The organism is Pseudomonas sp. TH07 (assembly GCF_016651285.1).
GTDB lineage: Bacteria > Pseudomonadota > Gammaproteobacteria > Pseudomonadales > Pseudomonadaceae > Aquipseudomonas.
Genome location: NZ_JAEKED010000001.1, coordinates 19270 through 31716 on the forward strand (window position 1 = coordinate 19270; position 12447 = coordinate 31716).

General features: G+C 58.3%; 15 protein-coding genes. 1 reads left to right on the forward strand and 14 read right to left on the reverse strand.

Annotated elements, in window-relative coordinates:
* Nucleotides 1–41: 41 nt before the first annotated feature.
* The 12 genes from tolB to JFU57_RS00155 form a co-directional block, all read right to left on the reverse strand.
* The gene (gene tolB, locus JFU57_RS00100) at nucleotides 42–1322 is read right to left on the reverse strand and encodes a Tol-Pal system beta propeller repeat protein TolB (protein WP_177326775.1); all 1281 of its coding nucleotides are present in this window, start codon (nucleotides 1320–1322) and stop codon (nucleotides 42–44) included.
* Nucleotides 1323–1339: 17 nt separating this feature from the next.
* A complete protein-coding gene (gene tolA, locus JFU57_RS00105) occupies nucleotides 1340–2419 on the reverse strand; it encodes a cell envelope integrity protein TolA (protein WP_020297266.1) in 1080 nt (359 codons plus the stop codon).
* The gene (tolR, locus tag JFU57_RS00110; RefSeq protein ID WP_161955761.1) at nucleotides 2419–2871 is read right to left on the reverse strand and encodes a protein TolR; all 453 of its coding nucleotides are present in this window, start codon (nucleotides 2869–2871) and stop codon (nucleotides 2419–2421) included. The genes tolA and tolR overlap by 1 nt, the downstream gene beginning before the upstream one ends.
* Before the next feature lie 23 nt (nucleotides 2872–2894).
* Nucleotides 2895–3590 (reverse strand): protein TolQ, encoded by a 696-nt coding sequence (tolQ, locus tag JFU57_RS00115; protein WP_020297264.1) that lies wholly within the window; start codon nucleotides 3588–3590, stop codon nucleotides 2895–2897.
* Nucleotides 3580–4047, reverse strand: a complete 468-nt coding sequence (gene ybgC / locus JFU57_RS00120) for a tol-pal system-associated acyl-CoA thioesterase (RefSeq protein WP_020297263.1) — start codon at nucleotides 4045–4047, stop codon at nucleotides 3580–3582. The genes tolQ and ybgC overlap by 11 nt, the downstream gene beginning before the upstream one ends.
* Before the next feature lie 138 nt (nucleotides 4048–4185).
* Nucleotides 4186–5244 (reverse strand): Holliday junction branch migration DNA helicase RuvB, encoded by a 1059-nt coding sequence (gene ruvB, locus JFU57_RS00125; RefSeq protein ID WP_020297262.1) that lies wholly within the window; start codon nucleotides 5242–5244, stop codon nucleotides 4186–4188.
* Nucleotides 5245–5853, reverse strand: a complete 609-nt coding sequence (ruvA, locus tag JFU57_RS00130; protein WP_020297261.1) for a Holliday junction branch migration protein RuvA — start codon at nucleotides 5851–5853, stop codon at nucleotides 5245–5247.
* Between the two features lie 116 nt (nucleotides 5854–5969).
* Nucleotides 5970–6494, reverse strand: a complete 525-nt coding sequence (gene ruvC / locus JFU57_RS00135; protein ID WP_020297260.1) for a crossover junction endodeoxyribonuclease RuvC — start codon at nucleotides 6492–6494, stop codon at nucleotides 5970–5972.
* Nucleotides 6495–6623: 129 nt separating this feature from the next.
* Entirely contained in the window at nucleotides 6624–7370 is a 747-nt protein-coding gene (locus JFU57_RS00140; RefSeq protein WP_201127535.1) for a YebC/PmpR family DNA-binding transcriptional regulator, read from the reverse strand.
* A gap of 116 nt (nucleotides 7371–7486) precedes the next feature.
* Nucleotides 7487–9262 (reverse strand): aspartate--tRNA ligase, encoded by a 1776-nt coding sequence (gene aspS / locus JFU57_RS00145; protein ID WP_020297258.1) that lies wholly within the window; start codon nucleotides 9260–9262, stop codon nucleotides 7487–7489.
* Between the two features lie 97 nt (nucleotides 9263–9359).
* Nucleotides 9360–9581: an FmdB family zinc ribbon protein gene (locus JFU57_RS00150; RefSeq protein WP_020297257.1), complete on the reverse strand. Its 222-nt coding sequence runs from the start codon at nucleotides 9579–9581 to the stop codon at nucleotides 9360–9362.
* A gap of 266 nt (nucleotides 9582–9847) precedes the next feature.
* The gene (locus tag JFU57_RS00155) at nucleotides 9848–10321 is read right to left on the reverse strand and encodes a Dps family protein (RefSeq protein ID WP_020297256.1); all 474 of its coding nucleotides are present in this window, start codon (nucleotides 10319–10321) and stop codon (nucleotides 9848–9850) included.
* Between the two features lie 458 nt (nucleotides 10322–10779).
* Here JFU57_RS00155 and JFU57_RS33395 point away from each other — a divergent pair, with 458 nt between their 5' ends.
* Nucleotides 10780–11385: a cold-shock protein gene (locus tag JFU57_RS33395; protein ID WP_020297255.1), complete on the forward strand. Its 606-nt coding sequence runs from the start codon at nucleotides 10780–10782 to the stop codon at nucleotides 11383–11385.
* Nucleotides 11386–11462: 77 nt separating this feature from the next.
* On the opposite strand, the gene JFU57_RS00165 is transcribed toward JFU57_RS33395, so the two are convergent.
* Nucleotides 11463–11669 (reverse strand): SlyX family protein, encoded by a 207-nt coding sequence (locus JFU57_RS00165; protein ID WP_201127537.1) that lies wholly within the window; start codon nucleotides 11667–11669, stop codon nucleotides 11463–11465.
* Nucleotides 11670–11672: 3 nt separating this feature from the next.
* Nucleotides 11673–12098: an HIT domain-containing protein gene (locus JFU57_RS00170; protein ID WP_201127539.1), complete on the reverse strand. Its 426-nt coding sequence runs from the start codon at nucleotides 12096–12098 to the stop codon at nucleotides 11673–11675.
* Nucleotides 12099–12447: the final 349 nt, after the last annotated feature.

A 12447-nucleotide genomic window follows, 5' to 3' on the forward strand; every position in this document is an offset into this window, starting at 1 on the left:
TAATGAACCCCAGTGTGTTAAGTAAAACGTGTAGCGCCGCGTCAGTTCAGGTAAGGGGACCAGGAAGGTTCTCTGACTTCGCCTTGTGCGGTAGGAAGCGGGAGCCTTACGCGTCCATTAATGGACACGAGCATCAAGACTCCCCGGCCCTGCTGGCGGGTGGCGTAGATTACCATGGTGCCGTTGGGCGCAACAGTAGGCGACTCATCAAGTGTGCTATCTGTAAGGATTTTTACGCTTCCGCGCTGCAAATCCTGAGCCGCAACCTTGAAGTTTGTGAAGCCGTCCTGCCGGTGAATCATTACCAGCGTCTTTTCATCCGCCGACAATTTCGGGTTGGCGTTGTAGTTACCAATAAAGGTCACACGCTCTGCACCACCGCCGCTGGCGCTGGTTTTGTAGATCTGTGGCTTGCCGCCACGGTCCGAGGTGAAGTAGATAGTCGATCCATCTTTACCCCAGAAAGGTTCGGTGTTGATACCCGGGCCACTGGTGACACGGGAGATCTGACGCGACCCCAGGTTCATCACATAAATATCCGGGTTACCGTCCTTGGACAGTACGAAAGCCAGGCGCTGACCATCTGGAGACCAGGCAGGAGCACCGTTCAGCCCTTCAAAGTTGGTGATCTGCTCGCGGCGGCCGGTGTCGATGTGCTGGACAAAGATGCGCGGACGCTTCTGTTCGAACGACACATAAGCGATACGCTTGCCATCCGGAGCAAAGCGTGGCGACAGGATCGGCTCACGGGATTGCAGCAGAGTCACCGCACGCGCACCGTCGTAGTCCGAGCGTTGCAGGGTGTAACGGGTGTTTTTCTCGGAAAACCGCTCAGCCGTTACATACAGCATGCGTGTCGAGAAAGCACCCTTGATACCGGTGAGCTTTTCGAACGACTGGTCGGCGATGTAGTGGGACATGTCGCGCAGTTGATCAATGCTGCCCGACACGCTGCCGGTCAGCACTTGCTGCTCGGTGGCGACGTTGAACAGGGCGTATTGCACCTGCAGGCGACCGCCCGCCGGAACAATGCTGCCGACCATGATGTACTGGGCGCCCAGGGCCTTCCAGTCACGGTAGATGACTTCGCTGGCCTGAGTCGGCAGGCCGATCATGTTCTGTTTTGGAATCGGCGAGTAGTAACCCGAGTTGCGCAGGTCGTTACCGATGATTTCCGCCATGTCGTCCGGCAGCACGCTGCCACCCTGCCAGCCGAAAGGAACTACGGCGATAGGGGTGGCCCGGTCACTACCGCTAGTAACCAGAATGTTCTTTTCATCCGCTGCCGCTATCCCTGCCATACAGCAAATAACGACAAGCATTCCTCGAAGAAGGTTTCTCACAAGGCTAGATCCTCAGGTGTGAATGTCATCTTGAATGAACGATAGGGAGCGAAATCGCTCGGTTTCATTCCCTGCATTTCTGTCAAACGCCCAATGTTCTTGACTGCCGCCACCGCCGAAGCGTCGAACGGACCGTCACCACTGGACTTGGATACGCTGACCGTGGTCACCGTACCGTCAGGCAACATGCCGATTTGAAGCACAACCGTCATACCCTTGCGTGCCGAAGGAGGACGAGCCCACCCTTCTGCCGCCCGAGCACGAATCAGATCGTCGAAACTGCCCGCGACTTCATCGCCCTGCTCATCGGCCAAGGCCTGCTGGCGCTGCGGCGTGTCGGAAAGCAAGTCAGCCAAGGCCTGAGCCTTTTTCTCTTCGGCTGATTTACGCGCGGCTTCCTGCGATTTCTTCTTCGCAGCATCGGCGGCAGCTTTCTTCTTCGCGTCTTCGGCGACTTTTTTCTTCGCCTCGTCAGCTTCAGCTTTCTTCTTGGCGTCTTCCGCGGCTTTTTTCTTCGCGTCTTCGACTATCTTTTTCTTCGCTTCTTCAGCGGCCTTTTTCTTGGCCTCTTCTTCAGCGGCTTTCTTGGCTTCTTCTTCGGATTTCTTCTTGGCTATATCAGCCAATTGTTTCTCTTCAGCTTTTTTAGCTTCCGCGGTCTTCTTCGCTTCGTCGGCTTTCTTGGCTTCATCAGCCTTTTTTGCCTCGTCCGCTTTCTTCGACTCGTCCGCTTTCTTTGCTTCTTCGGCTTTTTGAGCCGCTTCTTCTTTCTTTTGTTCCGCAGCCTTCACCGCTTCCTGCTCGACCTTCTTCTGCTCCATCTGTTCGACTTCGGTCTGACGCGCGGCGGATTTCTTCGCCTCACCCGCAATCTTCTGATTGGTCTGGGTGGTTGCCTGACTTTTCGATTTCAGCTGATACAGGGTCGCCTGGACAATCGGCTTGGCCGGTGGCAACTCAGGCGTAAAGGCAAAGCTGACGAACAGCATGCCAAATACCAGAATGTGCAGGCCTACTGCCCAGACACTCGGCCAGAAGTAGCTTTCCGAGGCGGACGGCTCTCGCTGTTGGTGCATCAGGGCGCCTCGGTAATCAAGCCAACGTTACCGACCCCGGCTTTCTGCAATCCGCCCATGGCCCCCATCACGGCACCATAGTCGACGGTCTTGTCGCCGCGAATGAACACCTGGGTGTGCTTGCCGCCTTCATTGCCGGCACGGATGATCTTGGTCACCGCGTCGGTCATTTGCGGCAAGGTCATCGCCTTGTCCTGCTGCTTGTCGGTATCGACTTCGCTGCCAAGGTTCCAGTAATAGGTCTTGTCAGCCTTGATCGAAATGGTCAGGACCTGGGTGTTGTTGTCTTGCGGCAAGGCTTCGCTGGAAACCTTGGGCAGATCAACCTTCACCCCCTGATTGAGCATCGGCGCGGTCACCATGAAGATGACGAGCAGCACCAACATCACGTCGATGTAGGGCACTACGTTCATCTCGGCAACCGGCTTGCGCTTTTTGCGAGCTCGAGCGATTAAAGCCATTGGAAATTACCTGCTTATTCTTCGCTGGTGTGCACTTTACGGTGCAGGATCGCCTGGAACTCATCGGCGAAGGTGTAGTAGCGGCTGGTCAGGGTTTCGCTGCGCGCGGCAAAGCGGTTGTAGGCGATAACTGCCGGAATCGCCGCGAACAGGCCAATTGCGGTGGCAACCAGGGCTTCGGCGATACCCGGGGCCACAGTGGCCAGGGTCGCTTGCTGGGCGGTAGCCAGGCCACGGAAGGAGTTCATGATCCCCCACACCGTACCGAACAGGCCGATGTACGGGCTCACGGAGCCAACGGTCGCCAGGAACGGCAGGCCGGTCTCGAGCTTTTCTTCTTCGCGGGAAATAGCCACGCGCATGGCACGGGCGACGCCTTCCATCACGGCTTCCGGGTCAACGCCGGGCTGCTGGCGCAGGCGGGAGAACTCTTTGAAGCCAGCACGAAAAATCTGCTCCACACCCGAATCCGGGTCCGGGTTGCTGCCAGCCTGGCGATAGAGTTTGGACAGGTCGATACCCGACCAGAAGCGCTCTTCAAAGCTCTCCAGGGCACGTCGACCGGCACGCAGCATATTGCTGCGCTGAAAAATCATGACCCATGAGGTCACCGATGCGGCCACCAGAATCAGCATTACCAACTGCACCACGACGCTGGCATTGCTGACCAAGCTCCACATGGAGGAATGGTCGACGACGTTAGCTTCCACGCTTTATCTCCTGCTCTGAGTGTGTACCCGCGCCGCTCACGTCGGCAAAGGCCGCACGTAGAGCTTCGGGAATGGCCCGGGGTTTCAAACTATCGGCGCGCACACAGGCCACCAAAAACTGCCCTTCACAGAGCAGCGCATTATCCGTAGCCCGCCTGACCTGCTGTTTAAAGCGCAGGCTGACCCGGTTCAATTCGATTACTTGTGCACTTACCAGAAGTTCGTCATCCAGTCGCGCCGGCGCGTGGTAGCGCGCTTCGCTGGAATGCACGACGAACAACAGGTTCTCCCCTGCCAGCTGCGATTGGGCGAAGCCCAGATCACGTAGCCGCTCGGTTCGAGCCCGCTCCATAAACTTAAGGTAATTAACGTAATACACGATGCCGCCGGCATCGGTGTCCTCGTAATAAACGCGACAACGATGTGCGAACGACTCAAGCCCGTTTTGCGCGCGCATACTCTAGTGCTTACTCCTCAGGTTGCCAATCCGGCCAGGCAACTGTTTTTCATTCTCCTGCGCCTTTCTTGCGAAAGAACGGTCATGCCTGCCCCTAGGACAGCACAAACCTCGAATAAATCGACACAGGACGAGTTTTTAATCGTCTACGGCATCGAGGAATTCGTCTACCACAGGCATCTCCCCCAATCGTGACGGGATGTTAAGACCGAAGTGCAAATAGGCATGCCGAGTCACCACGCGCCCACGTGGCGTGCGCATGATGTAGCCCTGCTGGATCAGGTACGGCTCGAGCACGTCCTCGATGGTGTGCCGTTCCTCGCTGATCGCTGCCGCCAGACTGTCGACCCCCACCGGCCCGCCATCGAACTTCTCGATCATGGTCAGCAGTAGACGTCGGTCCTGGTGGTCGAAGCCACGTTCATCGACGTCAAGCAGGTTCAGTGCAAGATCGGCAATCGGCTTGGTGATATGGCCCTTGGCCCGGACTTCGGCGTAATCGCGCACCCGACGCAACAGGCGGTTGGCGATCCGCGGCGTGCCTCGGGCACGGCGGGCGATCTCGAACGCACCGTCCGGGTCCAGGGGCAACCCCAGAATCGTCGCTGAGCGTCCGACAATGGTTGCCAGATCGGCGGTGCTGTAGAACTCCAGGCGCTGGACGATACCAAAGCGGTCACGCAACGGGTTGGTCAGCATCCCCGCACGGGTAGTGGCGCCCACCAGGGTGAACGGTGGCAGGTCGAGCTTGATCGAGCGCGCCGCCGGGCCCTCGCCAATCATGATATCGAGCTGGAAATCCTCCATCGCCGGATACAGTACTTCTTCGACGATTGGCGAAAGCCGGTGGATCTCGTCGATAAACAGCACGTCATGGGGTTCCAGATTGGTCAGCAGCGCCGCCAGGTCTCCCGGACGCTCCAGCACCGGACCCGAGGTGCTCTTGATCGACACCCCCATTTCCTGGGCGATGATATTGGCCAGGGTGGTCTTGCCCAGGCCCGGCGGACCAAAGATCAGGGTGTGGTCCAGCGACTCATTGCGCCCACGGGCCGCCTGGATAAACAGCTCCATCTGCTCGCGCACGGTCGGCTGGCCGATGTACTCGGCCAGGCTGACGGGGCGAATCGCACGATCCTGGACTTCTTCGCGGTCACGGGGTCCCGTGGCGGCGATCAGACGATCAGCTTCAATCACTTAAATCATTCCCTTCAGGGCGCGGCGGATCATGTCTTCGCTACTCAAACCTTTTTCCTTGATGGCAGATACAGCCTTGCTCGCCTCCTGGGGCTTGTAACCCAGGGAAATCAGCGCGCTGACCGCATCGGTCTCGGCACTGGCCACTGGCGCCGGCCCGTCCGGCTGGTTGGGCACCAGGGCAAACATGCTCGGTACGGTTTCCCAGGCCTTGAAGCGGTCCTTGAGCTCAACCAACAAGCGCTCGGCGGTCTTCTTGCCCACCCCTGGCACCTTGGTCAGCGCCGACGTGTCCTGGGCTTGCACACAACGCACCAACTCATCGACTTCCAGACTGGACATCAAGGCCAGGGCCAGTTTCGGCCCGACACCATTGAGACGGATCAACTCGCGAAAAAAGTCTCGCTCGCGCTTGGTGCTGAAGCCGTAGAGTAACTGCGCGTCTTCGCGCACGACCAAATGGGTGTGCAAGGTCAGGGGTTCGCCGACCGACGGCAGGCGATAAAGCGTGGTCATGGGCACTTCAACCTCATAACCCAGACCGTTTACATCAAGAATCAGATGCGGCGGCTGTTTTTCAGCCAAATTGCCGCGCAAGCGTCCAATCACGTTTCAGATCCTTAAAGACTGGCCAGATTCAATGGCTGGCGAATAACCGAGCGAGCATGGCGGCCGGGCAGACAGGCGCACCAGGCTCCACTCCTGAATAGACTGCGCAGATGCTATCAGAGACGCAGGCGACCGCCACGACTGCGTGCCGTACCCAGGCCATGGGGCAACAAGCTGGAGCGGGTGTGAGCATGGCAGATGGCAATTGCCAGGGCGTCCGAGGCGTCGATCTGCGGCTTACTGGTGAGTTTGAGCAAGTGCATGACCATCATCTGCACCTGCTCTTTATTGGCGCCGCCAGTGCCGGCCACCGCTTGCTTGACTTGGGTCGCGGTGTATTCGGCGATCTCCAGGCTTTCCTCGGCCCCCGCGACAATCGCCGCGCCACGGGCCTGGCCCAGCTTCAAGGCCGAGTCGGCGTTGCGCGCCATAAACACCTTTTCGATGCCCATGGTCACCGGACCATAGGTCTGTATGACTTCGCGCACACCGCGATAAACGATCTGCAAGCGCTCGTGCAACTCGCCGCCACCGGTTCGAATGCAGCCGGAGGCGACGTACACGCAGCCACGCCCGGTATCACGGACCACGCCATAACCGGTGATGCGCGAACCGGGGTCGATGCCAAGAATAAGAGTCATAACGCCTGCTGCTGGAAAGAAATTGCCCGCCGACCGAAGCCGGAACCGCTAAAAGGCAGAAGCCGGAAGTACAGCACCGTTCGATCATCACGGCATTGCACCTCCGGCCTCATGAGTATTGCAGATGGATCAGCCGAGCTGCTCTGCCACCGACTCAGGAATATCCGCGTTGGAATAGACGTTCTGCACGTCATCCAGATCTTCCAGCATATCGATCAGCTTGAGGACCTTTTCCGCGCCTTCCAGATCCAGTTCGGCACTGGTGGTCGGCAGCATGACGATTTCCGCATCGTCGGCCTTGAATCCGGCGGCCTCCAACGAGTTGCGCACCGCGTAAAAACCGCCGAAGGAGGTGAACACGTCGACCGAACCGTCCTCGTTGCTCACCACGTCATCGGCGTCGGCTTCCATGGCGGCTTCAATCAGCGCGTCCTCATCGACACCCGGCGCAAAGGAAATCTGCCCCTTGCGCTCGAACAGGTAGGCCACCGAACCGTCGGTGCCCAGGTTGCCACCACACTTGCTGAACGCGTGACGCACGGCTGCTGCGGTACGGTTGCGGTTGTCGGTCATGCATTCGACCATCACCGCCACGCCGCCCGGTCCGTAACCTTCGTAGGTCAGTTCGACCATGTCGTCGGTATCGGCCGCGCCGGCACCACGCGCCACCGCGCGATCGATGATATCGCGGCTCATGTTCGCGCCAAGGGCCTTGTCCAGGGCCAGCCGCAGACGCGGGTTGGAGCCCGGGTCCCCACCGCCCTGACGGGCAGCGACAGTCAGCTCACGAATCCACTTGGTGAAAATCTTGCCTTTCTTGGCATCCTGACGCTCTTTGCGGTGCTTGATGTTCGCCCACTTGGAATGACCTGCCATAACTTGCTCCAAATTCTCTTTGAAACCTTGTCCGCGACGCCCTTGCAGCGCGTGAACAACAAAATCCGGACCCAATAGAAAAAGGCGCACCCGAAGATGCGCCTTATCAGGTCAGCTTACTCAGCCTTGGGCTGTTCGCGCAGACGAATGTGCAGCTCGCGCAAGGCCTTGGCGTCTACCAGGCCCGGGGCCTGAGTCATGACGCAAGCGGCGCTCTGGGTTTTCGGGAAGGCGATCACTTCACGGATCGACTGGGCGCCGGTCATCAGCATGACCAAACGGTCCAGACCGAAAGCCAGGCCACCGTGTGGCGGCGCGCCGTATTTCAGGGCGTCGAGCAGGAAGCCGAATTTCTCTTCCTGTTCCGCTTCGCTGATACCCAGCAGGCGGAAGACCGATTGCTGCATCTCTTTGCGGTGGATACGAATCGAACCGCCACCCAGCTCGGTGCCGTTCAGAACCATGTCGTAGGCACGGGACAGAGCGGTCGCCGGGTTGGCTTCGAGCTCTTCCGGGGTGCACTTGGGCGCGGTGAACGGGTGATGCAGGGCGGTGAAGCTGCCATCGTCGTTCTCTTCGAACATAGGGAAATCGACGACCCACATTGGCGCCCACTCGCTGGTCAGCAGGTTCAGATCGTTACCGACCTTGATCCGCAGCGCACCCAGGGCCTCGCTGACGATCTTCGACTTATCGGCACCGAAGAACACGATGTCGCCATCGACCGCACCAACGCGATCCAGGATCACATTGAGGTTGGCTTCAGGGATGTTCTTGACGATTGGCGACTGCAGGCCTTCGACGCCTTTGGCGCGCTCGTTGACCTTGATGTAAGCCAGGCCCTTGGCACCATAGATGCCGACAAACTTGGTGTAGTCGTCGATCTTGCTGCGCGGCATGCTCGCACCGCCAGGTACGCGCAGGGCGGCAATACGGCTTTTCGGGTCGTTGGCCGGGCCGCTGAACACCTTGAACTCGACATCCTTGAGCTGGTCGGCAACGTCTACCAGTTCCAGCGGGTTACGCAGGTCCGGCTTGTCGGAACCGTAACGACGCATGGCCTCGTCCCAGGTCATGTGCGGGAATTCGCCGAATTCCAGACCCAGCACTTCCTTGAACAGGTTGCGGATCATGCCTTCGGTGAGGCCCATGATGTCTTTTTCATCGAGGAAGCTGGTTTCGATGTCGATCTGGGTGAATTCAGGCTGGCGGTCAGCACGCAGGTCTTCGTCGCGGAAGCACTTGGCGATCTGATAGTAGCGATCGAAACCGGCCACCATCAGCAGTTGCTTGAACAGCTGCGGCGATTGCGGCAGGGCGAAGAAGCTGCCGGCGTGGGTGCGGCTCGGCACCAGATAGTCACGCGCGCCTTCAGGGGTGGCACGGGTCAGGATCGGGGTTTCGACATCCAGGAAGCCGTTTTCATCCAGGTAGCGACGGATGCTGGTGGTCATGCGCGAGCGCAGACGCAGTTTTTCCAGCATTTCCGGGCGACGCAGGTCGATGAAGCGATAACGCAGGCGGGTTTCTTCGCCAACGTCGGAGAATTCGTTGAGCGGGAACGGCGGGGTTTCCGCTTCGTTCAGGACTTCCAGCTCGTAGCCCAGCACTTCGATCATGCCCGACGCCATGTTGGCGTTTCCGGCACCGGCTGGGCGCAGGCGCACCTTACCGGTGATCTTGACTACGTATTCACTGCGCACACGGTCGGCAGCAGCAAAAGTATCAGCGCGATCCGGATCGAATACCACTTGGGCCAGACCTTCACGATCACGGATATCGAGGAAAATCACCCCGCCATGGTCACGACGACGGTGGACCCACCCGCAAAGAGTAATTTCCTGACCTTCCAGGCTTTCGTTCAGTTGGCCGCAATAATGGCTGCGCATCATGGTAGTGGTTTCACTTCTCGTAATTCGAAATTCGGTGGGAGGCCTTGCGCACCTCTAAGGTGCCGGATAGTGCAAGAACTCGCGCGTGTCGTTCAACTTAGTCAGCTTTGTCGCCGCCGGCCAGATTCTTCTTGGTGCCGGTCTTGAAGTCGGTCTCGTACCAGCCGGTGCCGCTGAGGCGAAAGCCAGGCATGGACAGCATTTTCTTCAATTCGGGCGCCTGGCAGGCAGGGCAGTCGACCAGTGGATCGGCACTGATCTTTTGAATGGCTTCCAGCTGATGACCGCAGGAGGCACATTGGTAGTCGTACATGGGCATGGGACGTCTCGACAATCAGAATGGAGCTTGAACTGCAGTCAGAGCCCACGCCAAAGCCCGGGCTACGGAACAAAGGGCGTGATTATATCCATTAAATCGGCCCTGTGCAGCCGTATCCGGGCACAGAGCAAGGTTCACAGTACCCAGAGTGGCACCCGCCCAGTGACAGACCGCACCGCAGTCATTGCTGAGCATCGGCCAAATGCCAGGATATAAAGGCAGCGCGACGACGAGTGACGCCAAACGGCACCACTCGTCCCCGGCGGTTAGCGGTTATCGAGCAGGGAGCGCAGCATCCACGCGGTTTTTTCATGAACCTGCATGCGCTGGGTGAGCAAGTCCGCGGTAGGTTCGTCACTGACCTTGTCCAGCAACGGGAAAATGCCACGCGCCGTACGGGTCACGGCTTCCTGACCGGCGACCAATTGCTTGATCATCTCTTCGGCACTCGGCACGCCCTCTTCTTCCTTGATTGAAGAAAGGCGGGCATAGATCGAGTAGGCGCCAGGTGCCGGGAAGCCCAGCGCGCGGATGCGCTCGGCGATCAGGTCGACTGCCAGGGCCAGCTCGTTGTACTGCTCCTCGAACATCAGGTGCAGGGTACGAAACTGTGGACCGGTGACGTTCCAGTGAAAGTTATGAGTCTTCAGATAAAGCACGTATGTATCTGAAAGCAGGCGGGAGAGGCCATCCACGATGGATTTGCGGTCTTCTTCGCTGATACCGATATCGATTGCCATGTTTATCTCCGTTGACAGGTTGAATTCACCAAACCAGGTGCCGAACCACTCTAGCAAGAGTCAATCACCCTCGCTGAGCGGATTTCCCTTGAGGCCTGCGGTCAATTGTCCCGCAAGCTGAGCCGTGCCATCACTCGGCTGCAAAAGCCCACGATGGAACGACTGAAAAACGGTGCTTATTGAAAATGCGGGCGCCAGCTCTCTAAATCAAGGCTTTGCACGATACTGCAAAGATTTGCGCTCCCCGCCGCCGCCCTGCCCACTCCCACCGACACCGCAGCTGATTTGAGAAGGCAAGGGCTTTACTGTTAAATAGGCACCGTGTCGTTGTTGCCTATTTCTTCGGCCACAACGCATAGGCTGATACCACGTACGTGCCCAACGCCTCCCATTGTTCAGAAGCGAACCGTGCGTCATCAGCTCTTCCTTGCGATCCGTCTTAACGTGAGTTAATTAAAATGTTGAAAATCGTCCACCTGCTAACGGGCGCTGCGGCTCTGCTGCTGTCCTTTATCCCCAGCCTTCGGTCTGAGGCCATTCCCTACCTGCAACAACCTGATGCTGTATACCTGGCCTTTTTCGGCCTGCTCAACCTCACTCTGGCTCCGGTTATCCCTTACTGGAACAGAGGTCCACGTCACCAACTGCAAAACCTGGTCAGCGCGCTGCTGGTTCTGGCCGTGGTCCTGCAGACACTCACCCTGCTCGCTCCAATGCCGGTCATCGGCGGCCAACCTGCCGTCCTGTTCAGCCTGCTGACGGCGGTGATTGCCGTAGTTCTGCACCTGGCGGTCAGCTTCTACAAGTCGTCACCGGCTGCTGCCTCCTCCCAAACCTATGACATGACCAATCGCGATACGGGCACCGTCAAATGGTTCAACACGTCCAAGGGCTTCGGTTTTATTTCCCGCGATTCCGGGGATGATATTTTCGTGCACTTTCGCGCTATTCGCGGAGAAGGCCATCGCGTCCTGGTCGAAGGCCAGCGCGTGGAGTTTTCGGTGATGAACCGTGATAAAGGCCTGCAAGCCGAAGATGTGATCGCCGCTCTGCCGCGTCGCTGACTCAGCCGAAAAAAAAACCGCGTTGCAGCCTCGCTGCAACGCGGTTTTTTATTGCCCGGCCAATACACTACCTTGAATCAGTAATGCGGCGGCGGGGCCTCCTCCTCGAACGTTTCGAATTGACCGGCCATTTCCGCCTGGCGCTTGAGCAAGGCTGCCATCTGCAATTGCAGGCGCTCGACCACGCGCTGTTGCGCCACCAACACATCGTTCAGGGTCTGGATGGTGTCATCCTGAAACGCCAATCGGCTTTCCAACTCCATTACCCGCTCTTCAAGGCTCATGAGTCAGGCCTCCAGGAACGTGAAGTCATCGGCCAGCACCAGGCGCAAACGCTCACGAATAGTTGCCACCTGCTCGGCCGTGTAAGGCCGCGCCGGGTGCTTGCCCCATACCGGGGCTGGCCAGGCAGCATCGTCACGTCGCCGCACAATAACGTGCATATGCAGTTGGCTGACTACATTACCCAGGGCGGCCACATTCAACTTGTCGGCATCGAACGAGTCTTTGAGCAACTCGGCGAACGCCGTGGTTTCGCGCCACAGTTGTTGTTGATCAGCATCATCTAATTGAAACAACTCGCTGATGTCGGCGCGACGTGGAACCAGAATGAACCAGGGATAATTCGAGTCGTTGGACAACAGCAACCGGCACAACGGGAAGTCGCCGATAGGCAATGTGTCTTGTTGAAGCCGTGGATCTAAAGCGAACACCGCGCGCACTCCCGCTCAGTTCATCAAATTTAAGCTTGGTGCCCGACAAGGCTGGCAGCCTGCCTGGCGAAAGGATGCAGCATACCCGCGAATGCCTTCGGGTTCATCGCCATCCGCCCTGAACTGCACGCTGCGCTACACACCCTGCAAAAGAAAAGTCCATCGCCCCACGGCGGAACATTTTCAGTGCCAACGCACCATCAAAGCGCCGACCGTTAGGCGTGATCTCGATCGGGCACCGCGCCCGCTCGGCCATGGCAGCGTCCGCAATGGCACAACTGTATGAATTCGGCACAGCAGTCATGAACTTTTGCACCAAAACCGCACAGTGCGTCTACTCTTAGTGCGT

What these genes read in the sequence shown, in the direction of transcription:
- tolB (WP_177326775.1), bottom strand. Translation starts at nt 1,322, where the DNA reads ATGCTTGTCGTTATTTGCTGTATGGCAGGGATAGCGGCAGCGGATGAA.
- JFU57_RS00155 (WP_020297256.1), bottom strand. Translation starts at nt 10,321, where the DNA reads ATGGCAATCGATATCGGTATCAGCGAAGAAGACCGCAAATCCATCGTG.
- aspS (WP_020297258.1), bottom strand. Translation starts at nt 9,262, where the DNA reads ATGATGCGCAGCCATTATTGCGGCCAACTGAACGAAAGCCTGGAAGGT.
- JFU57_RS00165 (WP_201127537.1), bottom strand. Translation starts at nt 11,669, where the DNA reads ATGAGCCTTGAAGAGCGGGTAATGGAGTTGGAAAGCCGATTGGCGTTT.
- tolA (WP_020297266.1), bottom strand. Translation starts at nt 2,419, where the DNA reads ATGCACCAACAGCGAGAGCCGTCCGCCTCGGAAAGCTACTTCTGGCCG.
- ruvC (WP_020297260.1), bottom strand. Translation starts at nt 6,494, where the DNA reads ATGACTCTTATTCTTGGCATCGACCCCGGTTCGCGCATCACCGGTTAT.
- ybgC (WP_020297263.1), bottom strand. Translation starts at nt 4,047, where the DNA reads ATGCGCGCGCAAAACGGGCTTGAGTCGTTCGCACATCGTTGTCGCGTT.
- JFU57_RS00140 (WP_201127535.1), bottom strand. Translation starts at nt 7,370, where the DNA reads ATGGCAGGTCATTCCAAGTGGGCGAACATCAAGCACCGCAAAGAGCGT.
- JFU57_RS00150 (WP_020297257.1), bottom strand. Translation starts at nt 9,581, where the DNA reads ATGCCCATGTACGACTACCAATGTGCCTCCTGCGGTCATCAGCTGGAA.
- JFU57_RS33395 (WP_020297255.1), top strand. Translation starts at nt 10,780, where the DNA reads ATGTTGAAAATCGTCCACCTGCTAACGGGCGCTGCGGCTCTGCTGCTG.